Annotated in this window: 19 protein-coding genes and 3 pseudogenes; 11 read left to right on the plus strand and 11 right to left on the minus strand. The window is 28.2% G+C overall.

From position 1 onward, the window contains the following. Positions 1 to 42: 42 nt before the first annotated feature. From AACK91_RS07260 to AACK91_RS07295, 8 genes and pseudogenes are all read right to left on the minus strand, one after another. A pseudogene (locus tag AACK91_RS07260) lies at positions 43 to 303 on the minus strand (hypothetical protein); the annotation flags it as partial. Further along, positions 296 to 1,315: pseudogene (locus AACK91_RS07265) on the minus strand (hypothetical protein). The pseudogenes AACK91_RS07260 and AACK91_RS07265, both read right to left, overlap by 8 nt. Beyond that, positions 1,315 to 1,518 (minus strand): DUF2649 family protein, encoded by a 204-nt coding sequence (locus AACK91_RS07270; RefSeq protein ID WP_338963585.1) that lies wholly within the window; start codon positions 1,516 to 1,518, stop codon positions 1,315 to 1,317. The pseudogene AACK91_RS07265 and the gene AACK91_RS07270 overlap by 1 nt, the downstream one beginning before the upstream one ends. Before the next feature lie 151 nt (positions 1,519 to 1,669). Beyond that, positions 1,670 to 2,104: pseudogene (locus AACK91_RS07275) on the minus strand (DUF3627 domain-containing protein). A gap of 322 nt (positions 2,105 to 2,426) precedes the next feature. After that, a complete protein-coding gene (locus AACK91_RS07280) occupies positions 2,427 to 3,389 on the minus strand; it encodes an IS1/IS1595 family N-terminal zinc-binding domain-containing protein (protein ID WP_338963247.1) in 963 nt (320 codons plus the stop codon). Between the two features lie 410 nt (positions 3,390 to 3,799). Next, positions 3,800 to 4,051, minus strand: a complete 252-nt coding sequence (locus AACK91_RS07285) for a hypothetical protein (protein WP_338963620.1) — start codon at positions 4,049 to 4,051, stop codon at positions 3,800 to 3,802. After that, positions 4,051 to 4,200, minus strand: a complete 150-nt coding sequence (locus AACK91_RS07290; protein ID WP_004027793.1) for a hypothetical protein — start codon at positions 4,198 to 4,200, stop codon at positions 4,051 to 4,053. The genes AACK91_RS07285 and AACK91_RS07290 overlap by 1 nt, the downstream gene beginning before the upstream one ends. A gap of 107 nt (positions 4,201 to 4,307) precedes the next feature. Next, positions 4,308 to 4,463, minus strand: a complete 156-nt coding sequence (locus AACK91_RS07295; RefSeq protein ID WP_338966611.1) for a hypothetical protein — start codon at positions 4,461 to 4,463, stop codon at positions 4,308 to 4,310. Between the two features lie 96 nt (positions 4,464 to 4,559). On the opposite strand from AACK91_RS07295, the gene AACK91_RS07300 reads away from it, so the two are divergent. The 4 genes from AACK91_RS07300 (at position 4,560) to ffh (ending at position 10,658) form a co-directional block, all read left to right on the plus strand. Continuing rightward, entirely contained in the window at positions 4,560 to 6,401 is a 1,842-nt protein-coding gene (locus tag AACK91_RS07300; RefSeq protein WP_338965528.1) for a TIM-barrel domain-containing protein, read from the plus strand. Between the two features lie 87 nt (positions 6,402 to 6,488). Next, on the plus strand, positions 6,489 to 7,451 hold the full coding sequence (locus AACK91_RS07305; RefSeq protein ID WP_338965530.1) for an IS1/IS1595 family N-terminal zinc-binding domain-containing protein: 963 nt from the start codon (positions 6,489 to 6,491) through the stop codon (positions 7,449 to 7,451). Positions 7,452 to 7,679: 228 nt separating this feature from the next. Beyond that, positions 7,680 to 9,209 carry a ribonuclease Y gene (gene rny / locus AACK91_RS07310; protein WP_338965532.1) on the plus strand — a complete coding sequence of 510 codons (1,530 nt, stop codon included), beginning with the start codon at positions 7,680 to 7,682 and terminating at the stop codon, positions 9,207 to 9,209. A gap of 90 nt (positions 9,210 to 9,299) precedes the next feature. Continuing rightward, positions 9,300 to 10,658, plus strand: a complete 1,359-nt coding sequence (ffh, locus tag AACK91_RS07315; RefSeq protein ID WP_338965533.1) for a signal recognition particle protein — start codon at positions 9,300 to 9,302, stop codon at positions 10,656 to 10,658. A 115-nt stretch (positions 10,659 to 10,773) separates the two neighbouring features. Here the strand turns inward: ffh and AACK91_RS07320 are convergent, their stop codons facing one another. The 3 genes from AACK91_RS07320 to AACK91_RS07330 all read right to left on the minus strand — a co-directional run bounded on the left by AACK91_RS07320 (position 10,774) and on the right by AACK91_RS07330 (position 13,499). Then, a complete protein-coding gene (locus AACK91_RS07320; protein WP_338965535.1) occupies positions 10,774 to 11,133 on the minus strand; it encodes a hypothetical protein in 360 nt (119 codons plus the stop codon). Positions 11,134 to 11,899: 766 nt separating this feature from the next. Continuing rightward, positions 11,900 to 12,283, minus strand: coding sequence for a thymidylate synthase (locus AACK91_RS07325; protein ID WP_338965537.1), 384 nt, complete (start codon positions 12,281 to 12,283; stop codon positions 11,900 to 11,902). Between the two features lie 253 nt (positions 12,284 to 12,536). Then, positions 12,537 to 13,499 (minus strand): IS1/IS1595 family N-terminal zinc-binding domain-containing protein, encoded by a 963-nt coding sequence (locus AACK91_RS07330; RefSeq protein WP_338963247.1) that lies wholly within the window; start codon positions 13,497 to 13,499, stop codon positions 12,537 to 12,539. A 467-nt stretch (positions 13,500 to 13,966) separates the two neighbouring features. Between AACK91_RS07330 and pyrH the strand changes: the two genes are divergently transcribed. Genes pyrH through AACK91_RS07365 form a run of 7 tightly spaced genes read left to right on the plus strand, consistent with a single transcriptional unit; the run spans position 13,967 to position 23,911 of the window. Beyond that, positions 13,967 to 14,692 (plus strand): UMP kinase, encoded by a 726-nt coding sequence (pyrH, locus tag AACK91_RS07335; protein ID WP_338965539.1) that lies wholly within the window; start codon positions 13,967 to 13,969, stop codon positions 14,690 to 14,692. Then, positions 14,693 to 15,241: a ribosome recycling factor gene (gene frr / locus AACK91_RS07340; RefSeq protein WP_127092728.1), complete on the plus strand. Its 549-nt coding sequence runs from the start codon at positions 14,693 to 14,695 to the stop codon at positions 15,239 to 15,241. Positions 15,242 to 15,301: 60 nt separating this feature from the next. Then, positions 15,302 to 15,838: a polyprenyl diphosphate synthase gene (uppS, locus tag AACK91_RS07345; RefSeq protein ID WP_338965541.1), complete on the plus strand. Its 537-nt coding sequence runs from the start codon at positions 15,302 to 15,304 to the stop codon at positions 15,836 to 15,838. A gap of 54 nt (positions 15,839 to 15,892) precedes the next feature. Beyond that, entirely contained in the window at positions 15,893 to 16,984 is a 1,092-nt protein-coding gene (locus tag AACK91_RS07350; protein ID WP_338966594.1) for a phosphatidate cytidylyltransferase, read from the plus strand. A gap of 3 nt (positions 16,985 to 16,987) precedes the next feature. Further along, the gene (dxr, locus tag AACK91_RS07355; RefSeq protein ID WP_338965542.1) at positions 16,988 to 18,136 is read left to right on the plus strand and encodes a 1-deoxy-D-xylulose-5-phosphate reductoisomerase; all 1,149 of its coding nucleotides are present in this window, start codon (positions 16,988 to 16,990) and stop codon (positions 18,134 to 18,136) included. 36 nt (positions 18,137 to 18,172) lie between these two features. After that, complete coding sequence (locus AACK91_RS07360) at positions 18,173 to 19,525, plus strand: site-2 protease family protein (protein ID WP_338965544.1); 1,353 nt, start codon at positions 18,173 to 18,175, stop codon at positions 19,523 to 19,525. A gap of 27 nt (positions 19,526 to 19,552) precedes the next feature. Continuing rightward, positions 19,553 to 23,911: a PolC-type DNA polymerase III gene (locus AACK91_RS07365; RefSeq protein ID WP_419334902.1), complete on the plus strand. Its 4,359-nt coding sequence runs from the start codon at positions 19,553 to 19,555 to the stop codon at positions 23,909 to 23,911. Positions 23,912 to 23,916: the final 5 nt, after the last annotated feature.

Raw genomic sequence — 23,916 nt, forward strand, 5'->3', positions numbered from 1 at the left:
TTCCTTTCACCGACCATTTTTATTAGCCTTATGTGCTTTTTTAACACCACGTACTGTTGAAGCATACAATTTTGATGTATTGTTTTTAACAGTTGAACCTAATTCATTATATTGTGTTCTTGTTCCGTGGATAGCATAAATTGATAACTTAACAACCATAAAAAAGATAATAAAATAAGCAATAGTTGTATTTGTCATTGGTAATTTAGTATTTCAAATTACATCAAAAATAAACAAAAATACATCAAAAATAAAACTAAAAATCTTATCTCAATTATTACTTTCTGATAATAAATTAATCATCTTTATCACTTCCTTTTTCTTTTTTAGGTTTTAAATTTTTTTTCAAAATATCAATATCAAACAATGCTAAACGCTCTTTAACACTTAATTTAGTAATTTCTGACCAATAATATTCTTTATAATTAACTATTTCATCATTTTTTAAATCACGAACAAACTTTAATCATTTACTATCATATTTCTGTGCAAATTATAATGGAATAATTATTTTAAAAAACCGAATTCCTAACCCAACATCCGACTTATACTTATGTTTTGCTCGTTTACCTTCGGCTGTTCGTTCTACTGATTTTGTTTTTCAAATTTCATAATCTGTAATATCTTGAAAAATACCAATTCGCATAATAAAGAAACGATTAAAAAAATTAAATCCTTTTTTAGCAATAGGTTTTTTCAATGAAATTGGAATAATAATACCACTTGCTAATTGTCGAATATTATTTCAAATCATACCCTCACGCTGAGCAGTAAATAAAGCACGATTACCAAAATGTCTTGCTAATACAATTCACGGAATTTTACCACTATGAACTTTTTTCTCATCGTGGGGACTAGTTCCATCAATATATAAATAACTTTCATCAAATAAAATAACACTATCATCTGGGGGAACTGGTTTTGTTCTATCTGTAAAATCTAAATTTTTAAATGTTAAAACTTTAACTTTATCATCTTCTAACGGATAATTACTATAAATCTTATCTGTTAATAGTTTCATAGTTTGTGATAAATAAGTTAAAAGTAAAGTTTTTCCCGTCCCTAACTTACCAATAATTACTGATAACGGATTATCTCAAACAAAATTAACTAAACGAAAAGCACTCAACTGATAAAATATGTTTTTTCAAACTCATCAGACAAAATAAACACATTGCAAAGCAAACAATAATCAAAATACTAAACCGGTATAATTTAATGAAATTATTCAAAGTAATAAATCAATTAAACTAAACAAAATCATTGAACCACTAATATAACAATAATTTTTTAAGAAAAATATAAATTTTTTCATTACTTAAAATACCCAACTATTTTAAAAACCATTCACAATAAAAACCACGTTAAAAATAAAATCACAATTCAAATACCAATCATAAGAGTTAAATATTCATTTTGAGTTAAATTTCAAGTTGTAATAATTTCAACATTCGTTTTATCTATAAACAAAAATACATAAATAAAAAACTCTTTTAATTTTTCTCAATCATTTTGCATATTTAAAAACTCCACATTTTCTGAATAAGTTTAAAAAACATCCCCAAAAATAAAACGATAAATAATACAAATGATATGACATATAAAAATTCAGGAGCATTTGAACCAATAATATAACTAACAAATTGAACTCAATAATCATATAAACCCATTAATTTAAGTCCTTCAAGTCATTAATTAATTTATCTACTTTTTCATCACTTCAATTTGTTAAATTATTGTTAGTTGTTTTTACTTTTTGAGGTTCACCAGGAAATATTGCTTTTTTCATTTGTGTAAAATAATTTTATTTGTATTGATTATACAAATTGATTAGTTCTGCCCCAGTTAAATATTTTCACACATGACGTTTTAAATTTTCATCATATTTTACAATAGGATAAGAATTATCATAAATCAAACCGATTGCTACTTGTTCTGAGTGTTTTTCACTCGGATAAATAAATTTATTACTCAACCAAAAACCAATATGACGATTATGATTAGGTAAATTTATAAAAATTGCTTTTTCTGTTTCAAAAACTATCAACTCTTTACGAATAAAATAATTTTCTATATTTTGATTTTTCTTAACAAAATTACTCAATTTTATCAACTCCTAACTAAATATTTATTTAATAAACAATGTTATATTTAATGTTTATATATTGTTTACTTATTGATAAAAACACTGATTATTAACAATGTTATACATAATGCTATATATTGTTTATTTAATGTTTAATAAACAATGTTATTAACAATGTTAAATATATAAAATAATAAAAATTGACACACTGAAAAATACTATTTAATTTTTAATAATAGTCTTTAATTTTGTCGAAAACTCTTGATGAAATAAAAAAAATCATCAATATGACAATTTGAAAACTAATTTTGTGTAAGATTATGATTTTGCTTTAAATTTTTTAAACGTTAAAATATAATACCGTTGATTGTTGGTTTGGTGTTAAACCTTTGTGTTGGTATTTTCATTTTCAGAGCTTTAAATAATTTTGAATATTAGTGAAACCCAAACCATGATAATGAATTAAGGCTTCTTTAAGACTGGATTGTAATTTACTAATCTTATTTAACTTTTGATAACTAGTATCAGGGTTTGTACTAGTTTTGGTGGAATATAGAGTAGAATTTGTTTGTTTTGCTACTAATAAATATAGTGGTTGCATATCAGAAATAATTATTGATTTTTCTTTAATTAGTTGCTTATTCATATTTTCAATAATCCATTGTTTTTGTAATCTTTTGGTATTGGTGGATTGAACAAAAATATTATTATTGCTATCAACTGCCATTTGAATACAGCATTTGGTATCAGTTGAAAATGGATCGAGATGAGTTTTTCGTTTATCAAATTTATCTTTAAAATTGCCTTTATGAATTTCTTTAATAAATGTTTCATCCATTTGGATTTGACCATTTAATTTTTTAAATTTTAACTGTGTATTTTCTAATTGTTTTGATTGCATTAATTTTTGTCGATTATATCAAGCGGTTTTTGGGGTTGTTTTAATAAAACGAGAAATTATTTTACTAGATTGTCCTAACAATGAAATTTGAATTAATAAATTTCACTGTTCATAATTTAAATGACTTCAATAAGTAAAATGATGACGAAATGCATCAAAACTAGCACGACATTTTTTACATAAATATTTTTGTTTTCCTTCGGAATTATGACCATTTTTAACACAATGAAAAGATTTGCAATTAGGACATATAATGCCTTTATCTCTAAATTTTTGATCAATTTCATTTAAACGTTTTTGTTTTTTAATTAAGTCTGCTTGTTGTTTTATTTTTTCATAAAATTCTAAAAATTGATCATCTGTTAAGCTATTTATTAATTCTGTAATTATTTTTTTCATCATTTATTTACCTCTATATATTAAAAATATACCTAATTTTAGGTATATTTTATAAATATCAAGAGTTTTCGACAAAATTAAAGATAATAGTTATTAAAATATAAAATTAATCATTTATAATTAAATTGATATTTTTGCACCACACACTGCCTACAAATTTTAAAAAGAAAGTAGATATATTTATAAAGAATATTATAAAAATTTATATTCCAAAACTACTATTAATATGACCCTTAATAAAAATATTCTTATTTTTATTAAATCCTACTTTAAAACAATTATTTCATTACTAATAATTTCAATAATAACTTATAGACAGTGTGTAATACAAAAATAAACAACAAAATTATTTAATCAACTCACATAAAAGCTAGTGTGCCATAGCTAAGATATATGATCAGTAATAATAAATATTAAAATACTTTAACCATAACACGGAAAAAGTTTAAAATCTTAATGATAACAAAAATACCAAATGGAATTAAAATAATTCACGCATCACCTAAAAAGGTCATTAATTGTGGTAATACAGCATAAATTGCTTCTTTAACTTTCATCATTGCTTGCCCTAAACCACTTCAAATAGAACCCATTCCATCTGAAATAGTAGGTTTATCACCAACTGCTAAAAAATTAATTGCTGTTGTTAAATACATACCTAACATTATTTTTTATCCTCCTTATTTTCAATTTCTTTTTTATCTTTTTTCTTTCCTCGAATTTGGCGAATTTTTTGATAAATTGATAAACCAATTCACGCAAAAATACCTAATATAATAACAACACTAAAAATTGTCGTTAATCAAACTGGCATAACTTATTCCTCCTAAAAATCTAATTTTCGCGGCACGCTTCGCGTGTTAGCTACGCTCAAAATAAACTATATTGAATAAATTACCGCTAATAAATTACGCGGATAATTTATTCATCTTCTTTTTCATTATTAATTACAATATTATTTACCGTATTAATAACATTATCTTTTCCATACTTAGTTACTAAGGACCGTAAAATAAAATAATGTTTTCTTTCCATTAAAAAATCAACTCCTTTCTGAGTTGATTTGTTGCACTTCACTTACACGATGCCATTCAAAAGGAACCCTTTCAAATAACATTACTTGATTGCAATGCTGTTGTTAAATTTAAAACCAATACTCGTAAAGGATATGAAATGTTTGAAAATTATCGTACGCCCCCATTAGGTTGAAAAATTGGTAAAAGTAATGAATGACAACCATTTATGTCGTTTTGGTTAATGAATGATGAAAAAATATATGGGTTGGGGGAAAAATTCCGTTTTTTAGTTAAAAATGGAATTGAGACAACGATTTGAAATAGTGATAATTCTTGTGTTGCAAATCATGATTTAGCATATAACGGATTGCCGTTATTTTATTCAACAAAAAAATGAGGAGTATTAGTTAATACTGGTGAACAAACTAGTTTTGAAATTGGTTCGCCAGTAACTGATGCTATTAGTTTCCTTAGTTTTGAATCCTGTTTAGACCTTTATTTTTTTACGGGGTCAACAATGAAGGAACTGATTAGTCAGTATACCGACTTAACTGGTAAACCAACAGAAATCCCTGATTTGAGTTATTGGATATGATGTAATCGCTTGTATTATCATAATAAAGCTGAATTGTGAGCAGAAATTGAAAAAAGAAACAAAGTTAATTTCCCATTAGATGTTATTTGTTTAGACCCAAAATGATTAGAAAACCGCTATACAAAAAGTTGTAACTTTGAGTATAACGAAAATGCTTTTGGTTCTTTTCAAGAATTATTTGCTCAATTAAAAGCAAAAAACATTGCCGTTTGTTTTTGAATTAACCCTTATTTACAAGCTGATAATAGTGTGAATTGACAAATTGCTTTGAAAAATAATTATTTAGTAAAAACAACAAATGATAATTCATATGCCCATCCGCTAACAGGAACCGAAACTTATCAAACAAATTGTGGTATTGTTGATTTTACTAATCCAGCTGCTGTTAAGTGGTATCAAGATGAATTGCAAAAATTATTTAAATTATGATTACGATTTGTTAAACCAGATTATGGGGATGGTATCCCACCCAATGCTTATTTTAATAACGGTTTAACGGGAGAAGAATTTCGCCAATATTATCATTTTTTATATTGTAAAACAGCATATGATGCTAGTGTTAAGTATTTTGGGCCAAACAAAACATTATCTTTTTGCTGGCCAGGATATATTGGCACACAACGCTTCTCAGGAAAATGATCTGGTGATAGTTATTCAAATTTTACAGAATTAAAGATTCATTTAAATGCGGGGTTATCGTTAGGGATGAGTGGGAAAATGGCATGAGGAACTGACATTGGTGGTTTTTATAGTGAAGAACCATTTGATGAATACCTTTATATGCGTTGAACACAAGTGGGAATGTTATGTCCTTTATCACGTTTTCATGGAATTGGCCCGCGTGAACCATGAAACTTTTCAGCAAGGGTGTTAGATAACGCAATAAAATATGCAAAATTAAAACGAAAACTATTACCATATTTTAAAATGTGTGAATTAGAGGCAGCAACAACAGGGGTTCCAATTTTGCGAGCAATGGTGTTGGAAAATGAAGATGATTCAATTGTACAATTAATTGATGATCAGTTTTATTTAGGAAGTAATTTATTAGTGGCACCTGTTTTAACACCACAAACAACAAAGCGGGAAGTTTACTTGCCAGCTGGAGAATGGTTTTTGTTCGGGCAAAAAGAAAAAAAATATCTTGGAAAGCAATCTTATTTATTGGTTTGTCCGGTTGATGAAATGCTAATTTTTGTAAAAGGAAACAATATTATTCCAACTATTAAAGAAGATAATTATCATTTTGAACAATTAGATACTGTTTCATTGGAATTAAATCTTTATGGAACATTACCAGCACAATACGACTTAAAGTTTAAACTTAACGAAAAATTAATTATAATTACTTATCAAAATAAAAAGTTTGATGTTTCATCAAATCATAATTATCTTGTAAAATAGGTACTATCTTTAATTTTGTCGAAAACTCTTGATATTTATAAAATATACCTAAAATTAGGTATATTTTTAATATATGGAGGTAAATAAATGATGAAAAAAATAATTACAGAATTAATAAATAGCTTAACAGATGATCAATTTTTAGAATTTTATGAAAAAATAAAACAACAAGCAGACTTAATTAAAAAACAAAAACGTTTAAATGAAATTGATCAAAAATTTAGAGATAAAGGCATTATATGTCCTAATTGCAAATCTTTTTATTGTGTTAAAAATGGTCATAATTCCGAAGGAAAACAAAAATATTTATGTAAAAAATGTCGTGCTAGTTTTGATGCATTTCGTCATCATTTTACTTATTGAAGTCATTTAAATTATGAACAGTGAAATTTATTAATTCAAATTTCATTGTTAGGACAATCTAGTAAAATAATTTCTCGTTTTATTAAAACAACCCCAAAAACCGCTTGATATAATCGACAAAAATTAATGCAATCAAAACAATTAGAAAATACACAGTTAAAATTTAAAAAATTAAATGGTCAAATCCAAATGGATGAAACATTTATTAAAGAAATTCATAAAGGCAATTTTAAAGATAAATTTGATAAACGAAAAACTCATCTCGATCCATTTTCAACTGATACCAAATGCTGTATTCAAATGGCAGTTGATAGCAATAATAATATTTTTGTTCAATCCACCAATACCAAAAGATTACAAAAACAATGGATTATTGAAAATATGAATAAGCAACTAATTAAAGAAAAATCAATAATTATTTCTGATATGCAACCACTATATTTATTAGTAGCAAAACAAACAAATTCTACTCTATATTCCACCAAAACTAGTACAAACCCTGATACTAGTTATCAAAAGTTAAATAAGATTAGTAAATTACAATCCAGTCTTAAAGAAGCCTTAATTCATTATCATGGTTTGGGTTTCACTAATATTCAAAATTATTTAAAGCTCTGAAAATGAAAATACCAACACAAAGGTTTAACACCAAACCAACAATCAACGGTATTATATTTTAACGTTTAAAAAATTTAAAGCAAAATCATAATCTTACACAAAATTAGTTTTCAAATTGTCATATTGATGATTTTTTTTATTTCATCAAGAGTTTTCGACAAAATTAAAGGGTACTATTTACATTTTCTCCTTAAAAAAGAGTATAATATATATGGTAATTATTTATTGCCGTTATTCCACTTATACATTTAAAATTAATACTTCTTGCTTAATACTTTAAGTAGAGGAGACATAATTATGGAAATATCTATATGAGTAATAACCATTATTGCTGTTGCAATTGGTTTTTACTTTCTTGGGTTTTTATGTGAAAAATATCTAAGATTTAAATTAATTAAAAAAACGAAGTTAAAAATAAAACAAGCTGAAGAAAAGGCAAAAAAAATTATTAATGTTGCAAAAGCCGATGGAAAAGTTGAAGCAGCACAAATTCGACAAGAAATGAATAATGAATTAGCTTGTAAACGAGAAGAATTTTTAGAAACAGAAAAGTTCTTAACAAATAGAGAGCGTTTAATTATTGAACGTGAAGAAGTATTACATAGTAAAGAGCAAGAAACGTTTCGTAAAAAAGAAGAATTACAGGGAAAGATTAATTATTACCAAGAACTAGTTGAACATAATCTTCAACAACTTGAAAAAGTTGCAGGTTATTCTCTTGAAGAAGCGAAAGATGTACTTTTTAAAGAAATAAGTGACCGTTACCAAAAAGAAATTGGTGAATTTTTAAAAAATGCTGAGAATACAGCAAAAATTAATGCTAAAGAAACAGCGATTAGTATTGTTACTAGTGCAATTGAACGGTATGCTGTTAATATTGTGGTAGAGAAAACAACCACTTCTGTTTATTTAGAAGATGATAATATGAAAGGCCGAATTATTGGGAAAGATGGTCGTAATATTCGAAATTTTGAAGTTGCTGCTGGAGTTGATCTAATCATTGATGATACTCCAAATGTTGTTCAAATTTCATCTTTTAATCCTATTCGTCGTGAAATTGCCAAAAAAACATTAGAAAAATTATTAATTGATGGGCGGATTCAGCCAAATCGGATTGAAGAAACAATCAAATTAGAACAAGAAGAAATTGAAATGACAATTTTAGAAACAGGAAAAGAAGTTGTTGCGGAATTAGAATTAGATAATATGGACATTGAATTGATTCGTCATTTAGGAATCTTAAAATATCGAACTAGTTATGGCCAAAATGTTTTATTACATTCAATCGAAGTTGCTAAATTAGCAGCAACAATGGCTAGTGAATTAGGTTTAGATGCAACGATTGCAATGCGAGCTGGTTTATTACATGATATCGGAAAAGCAGTTGATTTTGACAACGAAGGAAGCCATGTTACCTTAGGAGTTAAATTAGCAACAAAATGTGGTGAAAATTCAATTGTTATTAATGCAATTGCTTCACACCATGGTGAGGTTCCTGCTAATAATACATATTCAGTTTTAATTTCTGCAGCTGATACATTATCAGCAGCACGCCCAGGGAGTCGTAATAATAATCTTGAAAATTATATTGCCCGAATGTCTGAATTAGAAAAAATCTGTCAAACAGTAGTTGGCGTTCAGTCAGTTCATGCTTTACAAGCAGGTCGTCAAATCCGTGTTATTGTTAATCCAGTTATTAGCGATGATGACCGTACCCATAAAATTGCAATTGATATTAAAGAAAAAATTAAAAAAGCAAAGGCAATCCCAGGAGATATTGTTATTACAGTAATTAGAGAATTACGAATCACAGAGACTGTTATTTAAAAGAATAATTTTTTATTCTTTTTTTATGGAAGTTTTCGTATTATAATTAAGAGGAAAGATTTTGTTATAAAAAATAAAGGAGAATTAGTAATGATTGGAGATTTTTTAGCAAACCGATTAAAAAAATCAATTGAAAAAAATATGAAAAAATCAACCCTAACTAGTGATGCTATTAGTGAAACAATGCGTGAAATTAGGTTAGCATTATTAGAAGCGGATGTTAATAATGAAGTGGTAAAAGATTTTATTAAAGCAGTAGAAGCAAAAGCCTGTGGCGAATACATTTTAGATGGTTTGAATTCATCACAAATGATGGTTAAAATCGTTCATGAAGAATTAGTTAATATTTTTGGGAAAACAGCAAAGGAATTATCTTTTGCTTCAAAACCAACAATTGTGATGATGGTCGGATTACAAGGGAGTGGGAAGACAACAACAACTGGTAAAATTGCTAAGTTTGTGGAAAAGAAATATCAAAAAAAACCATTGTTGGTAGCTTGTGATATTTATCGTCCCGCTGCAATTGATCAGTTAAAAACAATTGGAAAAAATTTAAATATTGAAGTATTTGAACGGGGAACACAAAACCCTGTTAAAACAGCCCAAGAAGCAATTAAATATGCGAAAGAAAATAAAAATGATGTTATTTTAATTGATACGGCGGGACGTTTACATATTGATGCAGAATTAATGCAAGAATTAAAAGAAATTAAAAATAATATTACCCCTGATGAAATCTTACTTGTCGTTGATGGGATGACGGGACAAGATATTATTAATGTTACAACAGAATTTAATCAGTTGTTAAAATTAACTGGCGTTGTTGTTACTAAGTTAGATGGTGATGCTCGTGGGGGAGCGGCATTATCAATTACGCACCTAACCAAATTACCAATTACCTTTATCGGAACTGGAGAAGGAATGAGTAATTTACAAATTTTCTATCCTGACCGAATGGCAGATCGAATTTTGGGGATGGGAGATGTTCAAACCTTAGTTGAAAAAGCAAAAGATGTTTTAGATGAACGTGATATTAAAAAAACAATGAATCGAATGATGATGGGACAGTTTGATTTACAAGACTTGCTAAATCAAATGCGACAAATCTCAAAAGTGGGGAAAATGGGGGGAATTATGAAATTACTACCCGGGATGCCAAAAATGAGTGATGAAAAAATTGCTGATGCAGAACGTAAATTAAAAGCAACAGAAGTCTTGTTATCTTCAATGACAGTTAAAGAACGTCGTGAACCACGGTTGTTGAAACACCTATCACGAAAAAACCGTATTTTAAAAGGTTCAGGACGAACAGAAAAAGAATATAATGAGTTAATTAATCAATTTGAAAAAACAAAAAAACAAGTAGATGAAATTGCCCGTCAAATTAAATCTGGTCGTATGCCAAACATTCCTGGTGTGGGTGGTTTAAGCGGAATGGGCTTTAATTAAAATAATATTTCAAAGATTTATTATAAAAAATTGGAACTCAAATGAAAAAAAGTTTAAGAACAATTAAAGATTGTAACTTAAACTTTTTTTCATTATTTAGTTCTTATTTTGTTTTTTAATTTATTGGTGATATATATAGATCAACACCATCTCTATAATCTCCAACAACTTGTTTTGATGCAAATGAATAGTATAAACCATTATCAAAACTTTCGCCAAACGTAAACATCACTGCTCATTTTGTCCAAACTTCAGCAGTCCAAGTTAGATCATTATTTCAATTTTGTTCTCCTTTAGGGTTCCCTAATGCTGAATGTAATTTAATGTTAAATAAATCAAGGTCTTCCAAATCATTGGCTTCTTCAGAAACTTTAAAATCCTTTACTAAGAAAGCAATAACACTTTTAAGACCATCTTTGCGGTTTTGTTCTAATACTTTTTTAAATGTTTTATTAGGAACTCTTAATTCAACCATTCGCCCAGAAAAAGTACCACCGCGGGCATATTTTAATAAATTGAATAATAATTTTTCCTCAACTTGCTAATTTTTTATTATTGCTACATTGATGTGGTATAACTGACAATCTTTCTTTAGAATAAACTGCTTCATAACATTTTCTTTCATTCAATTTATAATAATGTTTTAATATTGGTCTATAATCTGGCATTTAATCGTATTCCCTTCTAACAATATTTATCTGTACAACTTTCACACACATATCTTAATTTTGCTTTAAAGTTTTACCTTAATTCTCTTGAAGAACATTCATGAATAATAAATTTAATTTCTTCTAGTGTATATCTATCATCAGGAAATATTCAAACAGTAGTATCATAAAGAATTTTTTCATAATTGTCTTCTTGACAATCTTCACAATATTTTCTATTTGCCATTAGTATTATGCCTTTCTAAAATCTATACCCTAATTTAATTAATGGTACAAAATATTCTGCACTTGTAATTACTGCAAATATTTCACATTCGTAAGTATGGTAAACATAAATAATATTATTATCCACTGTTGAGCTTGCTTTTATTATTCTTAGTTCCATTAAGTCATAAGTAAAAATTATTTCATAATTATTTTTTTTCTTCTTGTTCCTCAATAAAATCATACATTTCTTCATTTATATATTCATATTTTTTCATTATCTTATCTCCATTTTTCTTTTATTTGCTTTAACCTTATTTTTACGAATTTTTATTTTATGTTGTTGTATTTTTTATTTCTTTGCTGTCATTATTTATCACACTCCTCTAATAAATTAAAATATCTTTCATAAATATGCATTGAACCCACATTATGAAAATAACTCCCTATTTTTATTTTTAATGCATTAGCTATATAAATTTGTATTTGAGTAAAAAATACAACATCATACATAAAGCCATAAACTATATCATTACTGCGCATAGTTGTAATACAAATTAAATTTTTATTTCTTACAAAGAATTGCAGTGCAATTGTGCATGGTATATCATTTATTCCCTGTCTTTCTTCCATATTTTGAGGAAGTTTTATATTAATTACTGCTCTACGAGAATTATTGTCATTTTTTAATTCATTAATTACTCATTCTAGTTGGTTAAATGAACCTTTATTTGTAAAATATGAATTGTCCATTATTCGATACCCATAAGAGCACTATTAACATATTCTTCATTTGGATTAGAATATAATTTATTTCAAAATTTTGAATATTTAGCGACTGATGGCAAGTCTGACTTACCAGATCAATATCAATCCAATTCTCCATTTAAATAATTCAAATTAGGTCTTTAATTTTGTCGAAAACTCTTGATGAAATAAAAAAAATCATCAATATGACAATTTGAAAACTAATTTTGTGTAAGATTATGATTTTGCTTTAAATTTTTTAAACGTTAAAATATAATACCGTTGATTGTTGGTTTGGTGTTAAACCTTTGTGTTGGTATTTTCATTTTCAGAGCTTTAAATAATTTTGAATATTAGTGAAACCCAAACCATGATAATGAATTAAGGCTTCTTTAAGACTGGATTGTAATTTACTAATCTTATTTAACTTTTGATAACTAGTATCAGGGTTTGTACTAGTTTTGGTGGAATATAGAGTAGAATTTGTTTGTTTTGCTACTAATAAATATAGTGGTTGCATATCAGAAATAATTATTGATTTTTCTTTAATTAGTTGCTTATTCATATTTTCAATAATCCATTGTTTTTGTAATCTTTTGGTATTGGTGGATTGAACAAAAATATTATTATTGCTATCAACTGCCATTTGAATACAGCATTTGGTATCAGTTGAAAATGGATCGAGATGAGTTTTTCGTTTATCAAATTTATCTTTAAAATTGCCTTTATGAATTTCTTTAATAAATGTTTCATCCATTTGGATTTGACCATTTAATTTTTTAAATTTTAACTGTGTATTTTCTAATTGTTTTGATTGCATTAATTTTTGTCGATTATATCAAGCGGTTTTTGGGGTTGTTTTAATAAAACGAGAAATTATTTTACTAGATTGTCCTAACAATGAAATTTGAATTAATAAATTTCACTGTTCATAATTTAAATGACTTCAATAAGTAAAATGATGACGAAATGCATCAAAACTAGCACGACATTTTTTACATAAATATTTTTGTTTTCCTTCGGAATTATGACCATTTTTAACACAATGAAAAGATTTGCAATTAGGACATATAATGCCTTTATCTCTAAATTTTTGATCAATTTCATTTAAACGTTTTTGTTTTTTAATTAAGTCTGCTTGTTGTTTTATTTTTTCATAAAATTCTAAAAATTGATCATCTGTTAAGCTATTTATTAATTCTGTAATTATTTTTTTCATCATTTATTTACCTCCATATATTAAAAATATACCTAATTTTAGGTATATTTTATAAATATCAAGAGTTTTCGACAAAATTAAAGTACTTTTTTGAATAACTTTATATTCATTTCTACCTCATTAAATGTGCTACGTAAAATAAGAAAATTACTGATTCAGTAAAATGTCATCTTATTCAGTCATCTTATTAAATAAATAATATAAAGATAACAAACTGACTAAAATTTGATAATAATGAAAAATAGTATCTAACTTTTAAAATACCTGAAAAAATCCTTATTTTATCGCACGATTGCAAATAAAAAACCGCCCGTTAAGCGGTTTAATGATTAACTATTTTTAAAAATAGTTTAAAATTATTGTTAAACTGGTACCTAAAATAATATTCGAACTTACTTTTATTTTGCTTATTTTTTTAAAACAATTTATAATATATTAGGAATAAACAAGAAAAAGAAAGGAATGTTATAATGGCATTACAATATAAGCGTGTTTTATTAAAATTGTCTGGTGAAGCATTAGGAAATCCTGCTGATTTGTATGATTCAAAGAGAATTCATGATATTGCTAGACAAATTGTTAAACTACAAAAAGAAGGACTGCAAATTGCAATTGTTGTTGGTGGTGGCAATATTTGGCGCGGTAATCGTGCTGATAGTATCAATATGAATCCGATTAGTGCGGATTATATGGGAATGTTAGCAACGGTAATGAATGCATTAGCATTAGAAGCAGTTTTAAAATATGAGGGAAGTGAGAATGTTGTTGTAACTTCAAAAATTCAGGTTCCAGAAGTAGCATCGCCATATTTATTTAAAAAAGCAAAAGCTGGTTTAGAAAAAGGGGCAATTGTTATTATGGCTGGTGGAACTGGTCAACCAAAATTTACAACTGATACTGCAGCAACAATTCGAGCAATTGAGATTGATGCCGATGTTATGTTAATGGCAAAGAATGGTGTTGATGGCATTTATGACAAAGATCCGCGTGAAAATTCTGATGCAATTCGATTTGATAATATTAGTTTAAATGAACTACAAGAAAAACAATTAAAAGTGATGGATTTAACAGCATCAAGTTTAGCAATGGAAGATAATGTTAAAATTGTTGTTTTTGATATTAATGAACCAGATAATATTTATAAAGCAGCACACGGAAGTGCTCGTTCAACAGTTGTTACAGGAGGGAAAAAATAAATGTCACAAGAAATTATTAACCAAACAAAAGAGAAGATGACAAAAGTATTAGAGTCATTTGAAAATGAATTAGTAAAGATTCGGACAGGTCGTGCTAATCCAAATATGTTAGCTCATATTATGATTGATTATTATGGAACACTAACTCCAATTCAACAATTGGCAAACATTATGGTTCCTGAGGCGCGCCAGTTAGTAATTAAACCTTATGATCGAGGAACAATTAGTTTAATTGTTACAGCAATTAATAAGTCGGATTTGGGATTATCACCAAATTCAGAAGCAGATTTAATTCGTTTAAATATCCCTGCTTTAACAGAAGAACGTCGTAAAATGTTAGTAAAAGATATGTGAAAAGAAGTTGAACATTTTAAAATTGCGGTTCGTAATGAACGTCGTGATAGTAATGAACAAATTAAAAAAGATGCTAATTTAACTGATGATGACAAAAAATATTACGAAGGTGAAATTCAAAAATTAACAGATAATTTTATTAAAAAGCTTGATGAAAAAGGGACATTAAAAGAAAAAGAACTAATGGAAGTATAAACTTTCATTTTTTATTATGCTAGATATAATAAATAAGACAAGAAAGAAGGAACAAAGAATATGAATGTGCCACAACATATTGCAATTATTTTAGATGGAAATGGTCGTTGAGCAACAAAACAAGGTTTAAAGCGAACAGCTGGCCATGAAGAAGGAGCAAAACGAATTAAAGAAGTTGCTTTAAAAGCAAATATGTTAGGAGTTAAATATTTAACACTTTATTGTTTTTCAACAGAAAATTGAAAGCGTAGTAAAAGTGAGGTTGCGTATTTAATGGAAATGCCAGAGCGGTTATTAAATAATAAAGAAGTAAATAATTTTAAAAATGAAAATATTGTTTTAAACCATATTGGTCGTAAAACCAAAATGCCAGCAAAAACGTTAGCAGCAATTAATGAAGCTATTAATCAGACAAAGCATAATAGCGGTTTAGTATTAACCTTTGCCTTTGATTATGGGGCGGTTGAAGAAATTGTTACTGCTATTAACGAAATGTTAACAGCACAATTATCTGAAATTGATGAAAAAACCTTGTTTAATTATTTATATATTTTACTGATAAATTTTGACCAGAATTTGATGAAAATGCTTTGTTAACAGCAATATTAGATTATAATAATAGAAATAGAAGATTTGGAGGGGTAAAAAGTGATGAATAATAAGCAAGATAATGTTCTTGTTGATGAAACAAACGTACCGTTGGATAAAAATGGTAATAATATTACCGAAACAAGCAAAACGGAACAAAAAAAAGGAATGTTTCAAAAAAAATATGTTGCACGCCATATTACCTTTTATGTTTTATTAATTTTTTTGGTATTATATTTATTTACTGGTGCAATTGCTACAGAATGACAAGGCAAAGTTGCTCATATTGAAGTTGCCAATTATGTTTTTATTAGTATTAACGCTGTGATTTTGGGATTAGTTAACTACGAAATTCTGCGGTTAGTAGGGGGAACAAAGTGACCAATTTATACCCAAGTTATTACTTACTTATTTATGCTGTTTTTATTTTTATTTCCAGTTGAATCTGTTACGGACAATTATGGTGGGATTGGGGCCATTAATTATCCGTTTTATACTTTATTAAATTTAAATTGATTAAAACCATGAATTATTTTTGTCATTTATTTATGTGCAATTTTAGTATATTATTGTTTAGTTTTTAGTTCAAAAGAAATTACTTTTGGTAAAATGACGTTAGTTTTAATTTTTACATTATATTTAATTTTTGCTTTTAAAGCAATGAATAAATTTATGTTAAATCCTAATTATGGTTGAAGTAGCGTTGTTTGATTAGTGTTAATTATTATTTTAACTGATACTTTTGCATTTGTGGGTGGGGTTAGTTATGGAAAACACAAACTAGCACCAAATGTTTCGCTAAACAAAACTTGAGAAGGGGCTGCAACAGGAACAATTATGGCGGCTGGAATTGCGATTGCCTATGCTGTTTTAATGTTTAATTTTGGAAATGAAAAAAATTGAGTTTTTAATTTCTTTTCAAATGATAATGCCAAAAATGTAATGCGTTATGTTATTTATGTTTTATTAGCTTTTATGTTAAGTATTCTATCACAATTAGGTGATTTATCATTTTCATGAATTAAACGGCGTTATGATATTAAAGATTTTAGTAATTTATTACCTGGTCATGGTGGTGTTCTTGATCGTTTGGATTCATTTTCATTAGTCTTTTTTATAATGTTTATTATTTCAAATGTGGCATTACAACGTTAATTAATGATGCGAGAACTTATTATTTTTGGGGCTTCAGGAAGTATTGGCCAACAAGCCTTACAAATTATAAAAACTAATCCAAATGATTTTACCTTAAGAGTAGTTAGTGTTTATCACAATGTTGCTGTTCTTGATGAAATGCTAGAAACATTTCCAACAATCACGATGGTTCATGTTGCTAATGCAACAGAACAAACAGTTTTTGCTGTTAAGTATCCAACAATTACTTTTGTTATAGGAGAAGCAGGTTTTGACCAAATCTTAACAACATTTCCAACAGCAATGGTTCTTAATGCCATTGGGGGGTTTGCTGGGTTATACCCAACTTTACAAACATTACAAGGATATAATCGCACCTTATTATTGGCAAATAAAGAATCATTAGTTTTAGCGGGCGATTTAATTAATAAATTATTGGAAGAACATCAAAACCAATTGTTTCCAATTGATTCTGAACATTGTGCGATTTTTCAATGTTTAGAACAAAAGAATCCAGTGCAAGAAATTATTTTAACTGCTTCGGGAGGAATGTTTGCGGAAAAAACATTAACGGAATTAACAATGATTGATGAAAGCCAAGCGTTGTGTCATCCGAATTGGCAAATGGGTCAAAACATTACAATTGATTCTTCAACAATGGTTAATAAAGCTTTTGAAATTATTGAAGCATATCATTTATTTAAAACAAAAAACATTACCGTTGTGATACACCCTCAATCAATCTTACATTCAGCTGTGCAATATGAAGATTATTCAATTCTAGCGCAATTATCACCGCCATCAATGATTCAAGTTTTAAATTATTTTTTTTATTATCCGCTGCGGAAAAAAAATAATTTATTAAAACCACTGGATTTTAACGATTTAATTACTTTGACATTTCAAAAAGCAGATTTATCACGGTGAAAAGCTTTAACATTGGCTTATCGTTGTTTAAATGAAAATAATGCTTTGGCTGTTGCTTTTCATACTGCAAATGAACAGTTGCGGTTGTTATTTTTAGCTGGAAAAATTAAATTTTATCAAATTGTTGATTATATTGAATTTTTTATGGATAAAATTAAGCCACAAAAACTATCTAATTATCAACAAATAAAACAATTAAATGATACTATTAAAAGAGAAATTATTAATTATTTTTCCAAAAAATAATGTTATGAAAAGGTACAGTTAGGAGTTAGTCAGTAAATGTCGGCGGGAATGATAGTTTTAGGATTTGTAATTGGAATTATAATTTTATTAATGCTAGTTACAGTTCATGAATTTGCTCATTTTGTTATTGCAAAATTATCAGGAGCATATGTTTATGAATTTGCAATTGGATTTGGTCCAAAGATTTTTTCTTGAGGGAAAAAAGAAACGCGTTATTCAATTCGAATTTTTCCTTTTGGTGGCTATGTGTATATTGCTAGTGAATTAGTTGATGCTCCGAAAGGGCGTGAAGAAGAGGAAGTTCCAAAAGAACGAAAAATGGAAAACATTGCGAAATGAAAACGGTTAATTTTTATTGTGGCGGGAGCTTTAATGAATTTTTTTATTGCTGTTTTCATTTTTACAACAACTTTTGCCGCTTTAAATCTCAAACCATCAGATATGACATATTGGGGGGCAAAATATGATGTTGGAGGAGCAGCATATAATGCGTTATCAACAAGAAAAGTTCCGATTAGCCAGGATATTGTTATTTTAAATTATTGATTAGGTCCAGACCAAGCTACTCTTAAAGTGGCCCAAAATTATTATCGTGATAATGGTACAGATGATGAAGGATATAATAAAACACATAAGATTTTAGTTAGTCATATTGGAACTGTTCATAATATTCCAAATTATCAAACAACGGTTTATAATTTTATTAATAATTTAAAAAAACAATATGATCAAAGTGATGCCCAACAACGTACCAATTTTATTACGTTAGATTTTGTTCGGGTAAATAATAAAAAAGAAGTGACAACTGATCAAAACAATCATTTGTTTCAAACTGAACCAGCTGAATTAAAAATAACGGGTAATACTTATACGGTTGGAATTCGGGCACCGGATCGTCAGTTTGTTTCAACAGCACAGGCTTATGGCTATGGTTGACGTGAAACGTTTACTGAATCAGTGACAATTTTAAAGTCATTTGGGTTATTATTTACTGGTCAATGAGAGCAGTTATCAGGACTAGTTGGTATTGCTAAAACAGTTTCTTCAATTTTAACGGAAGGACCAGCATTATTTTTTATGTATGTTGCAATGTTATCAGCAAACTTATTTGTTTTAAATTTAATTTCAATTCCACCATTGGATGGATACAAATTCTTAGAAACCCTAGTTGAAGGAATTGTTGGTGGGGGGAAACGGCTTAAAGGGCGTTTTCAAATTTGAAAACATCGTCACAATCCAGAACAGCAAAAGTTATTATTAGAAGAATATCAAACAAAAGAACAAAATTGACAACTCCCACATAAGGCAAAGATTATTATTAATGTCACGGGGGCAGTACTCTTTATTTTATTATTTATTGGAATAACAATTAAAGATGTCTTTTTTTAGAAATGAAGAATAGATGAGGGATGGCAAATGGATCAACAATTGATAAAACTATTTACAACTAATAATTTAGAATTTACGGATAATTATTTTGCTGATGCAAAAATCATTAAAAGTGAGTATAGTACAAGCGAGTCGTTTTTTCGTGTTATTATTGAAATCAATGATTTCTTACCAACTGATGTCTTATTAAAATTAGAAACAACTTTATTAGCAAATGCAACGTTGCCAACAAAAGTTTCATTTCGCGTACGAAATGAAAATTATCAATTAGAAACAATTTTTTCTTATTTAGAATATATTCGTTTTAATAAATCAGAATTAAAAAATAGTTTTTTTAGTAAATTACCACCATCTCGGTTTACTTTAGCAGATAATATTTTAAAAATTATTGTTCATTCCGATAGTGAAAAAAAACTTGTTAGTGAACATTGTCATTATTATGAAAACAAATTACGTCGTTATGGTTTTAATAATTTACGATTAGATTTAATTGTTGATTTACAAGAAAATAATATTTTAGAGCTTAATGAACAAGAATTGATAAAATACCAAGAAAATCAACAAAAAAATGAAAGTTTAACATTAAAACCAGCAATTTCAACAAAACAATTGCGAAATGGGACTAGTAATTATGTTAAAGGGAAAATCGGGCAAGTAAGTTATGAACGAATCGCTGATATTGACCAAGATGCTCCTAATATAACAATTTATGGAAAAATTGTTAATAAAGATCGCCAATTCATTTCAACTAAAAAATTTATTTATACAATCACAGTAACCGATTATAGTGATACTATTGCTGGGAAGTTTTTTACGCGAACTGAACAAGCAGATGATTTTTTTGAAGAATTAAAAATTAATGAATGAGTTAGTATTTTTGGGGACATTCGTTATGATACTTATGCTAATGAACAAATGCTTTTTATTAAAAAAATTGCCCGTTTAGATCGCGAAGACTTATATCGGGAAGACAATGCTGCTGAAAAGCGCGTTGAATTACATTTACATACTAAAATGAGTACAATGGATGGGGTGATTGATCTTCCAGCGCTTTTTAAAACCTTACAACATTGGGATCATTCGGCAATTGCTTTCACTGATCATTTAAATGTGCAAGCGTATCCTGAAATTTATAATCTTAATAAGAAATATCCAAATATTAAAGTTATTTATGGAGTCGAAACAGATGTACTTGATGACAAAGTTTGGTACGTTAAAAATCCTCATCATCATGATTTACGGACAGCAAAATATGTTATTTTTGACTTAGAGACAACTGGTCTAAGTAGTAGTTATGATGAGATTATTGAGTTTGGAGCAGTTATTATGGATGGGATTAGTGGGGAACGTAAAATTATTAACCACTTATTTAAACCAACAATTAAGTTATCTTCTTTTACAACAGATCTAACAGGAATTACGGATGAATTATTGGCGGATAAACCAACTTTTACGGAATCAATTGAACAAATTTTAGAGTATTTTAAAGATGCGATTTTAATTGCCCATAATGCTGAATTTGACTTAGGTTTTATTCAATCATGGTTAGAAAAAGCCGGACGTTCTAAGATCAATAATACTGTTATTGATACTTTACAAATCTCAAGGATTTTAGAACCACATTTAAAAAACTATCGTTTGGGAACAATTGCTCGGTGCTATAATGTTATTTATAATGAAGAAGTAGCGCACCGTGGGGATTATGATGCTATTGTTTTAACCGATGTTTATGAACATCAATTACGAAAAATGATTAATGTTTATGGGGTTGAATTTGATGATGATATTGATCAAATTCATGATGCTGCTGTTTATAAAAAGCTCCGTCCAAAACATATGACAATTCTTGCTAAAAATCAACCGGGATTATTGGATTTATTTAAATTAATTACCGCCGCACATACAACTTATTTCTATTCGTCACCAAAATTATTACGTAGTGTAATTAATGAACATCGTGCTAATTTATTAATTGGTTCATCATGTGTTAATGGTGATGTTTTTGAAGTAGCTCGGAATAAAGATCTTAGTGAGTTAACCGAAGTGATTAGTTTTTATGATTATATTGAAATTCAACCACCAAGTGTTTATAAACATTTAGTTCAAATGGGTGATTTATCAGAAGAACGATTATTAACAGTTATTAAGGACATTATTTATACCGCGAAAAAATTAAATAAACTAGTTGTTGCCACAGGTGATGTTCATTATCTTAATCCAGAAGATAAAATTTTTCGTGAGGTTTATATTAATGCAAAAGGAATTGGGGGGCGACCACATCCATTGTATGATTATAAACAACGGGTAACTGATTATCCGGACCAATTTTTACGAACAACACCTGAAATGTTAAATGAATTTAAATTTTTAAATGATGACGAATTAATTCAAGAAATTATTGTTACAAATCCAAGTCTTATTGCCAATCAAATTGAAAAAGTTGAAATTATTAAAGATAAATTATATACTCCCAAAATTGATGGTAGTGATGAACTTTTAGAAGCGTTGTGTTATCAGAATGCTTATAAGATTTATGGTAATCCATTACCCGAAATTGTGGCAAAACGATTAGAACGAGAATTAAGTGCGATTATTAAGCATGGTTTTGCTGTTATTTATTGAATTGCCCATAAATTAGTTGACAAGTCATTACAAGATGGTTATTTAGTTGGTTCACGAGGAAGTGTTGGAAGTAGTTTTGTTGCCACGATGAGTAATATTACAGAAGTTAATCCATTACAACCACATTATTTGTGTTCAAATTGTACTTATAGCGAGTTCATTGTTGATGGGTCTGTAAAATGTGGTTATGATTTGTCACCACGTAATTGTCCAAAATGTCAACATCCATTAAAAGGTGATGGTCATGATATTCCTTTTGAAACATTCTTAGGATTTGAAGCAGACAAAGTTCCGGACATTGATTTAAACTTTTCGGGTGAATATCAACCAAATGCCCATGATTTTACGAAAGAAATGTTTGGAGAGCGAAATGTTTATCGTGCCGGAACAATTTCAACGGTGGCAGAAAAGACTGCCTATGGATATGTGAAGGGTTATTTTGAAAATAAGAATACCTTACATTTAAAACGACGTGCTGAGTTAGAACGAATTGCAAAAGGCTGTGAAGGTGTGAAACGAACAACGGGACAACACCCAGGAGGGATTGTTGTTATCCCAAAAGAATATCAAGTCGAAGAATTTACGCCGGTTAATTTTCCTGCTGATGATATTAAGTCAAATTGATTAACAACACACTTTGATTTCCATGCGATTCATGATAATGTTTTAAAATTAGATATTTTAGGACATGTTGATCCGACCGCTTTACGAATGTTAGAGGATTTAACGGGAATTGACCCAAAAACAATTCCAACTAATGATGAAAAAGTGTTAAGTCTTTTTCGTAGTTTAGATGTTTTAAACATTAAACCAGAAGATATTAATGGTGAGAAAATGGGGGCTATTGGGATTCCAGAGTTTGGAACTTTTTTTGTTCGGAAAATGTTATTAGATACTAAACCAACATCTTTTGCTGATTTAGTCCAAATTTCAGGGTTATCACATGGAACTGATGTTTGAATTGGGAATGCCCAAGATTTAATTCGAAACCAGAATATTCGAATTTCTGATGTTATTGGGTGTCGTGATGATATTATGGTTAATTTAATTTATAAGGGCTTACCAGCGCAAAGTGCTTTTAAAATTATGGAAGATGTCCGAAAAGGAAAGGGCTTAACCCCAGAACATGAACAATTAATGCGTGAAAATAATGTTGAACAATGATACATTGATTCATGTAATAAGATTAAATATATGTTTCCAAAAGCGCATGCGACAGCGTATGTTTTAATGGCATGACGCGTGGCATGGTTTAAAATAAATTATCCAGTTGAATATTACGCAACATTCTTTTCAACGAGAACTGATGTTTTTGATATTAAAACAATTTTAAAAGGAGCAGAAACAATTAAACAAGTTTTACGTGATATTCAAGTTCGTTTAGATAATAAGGATTTTAATGCGCCAAATAAACCATCACAAAAAGAAAAGGATTTAATACCGGTTTATGAAATTGCTTTAGAAATGTATGCCCGCGGGATTAAAATGAGTAATATTGATTTAAAAACAAGTATGAATAAAAATTTTACCGTTGTTGAAAATGATAATCATGAAAAAATTATTCTACCACCATTTTCAGCGATTGATGGTTTGGGAGGCGCTGTTGGTGATAGCATTATTAATGCTCGGAAAGAAAAACCATTTTTATCAATTGCTGATTTACAAAAACGAACAAATATTACAAAAGCACATTTAGAGTCTTTTGAAGAACTTGGAATTTTAAAAGGCTTATCATTAGATGATCAAATTGCATTTGAATTTTAAAATAA

The sequence above is a fragment of the Spiroplasma endosymbiont of Sarcophaga carnaria genome (assembly GCF_964019595.1).
Taxonomy (GTDB): domain Bacteria; phylum Bacillota_I; class Bacilli_A; order Mycoplasmatales; family Mycoplasmataceae; genus Spiroplasma; species Spiroplasma poulsonii.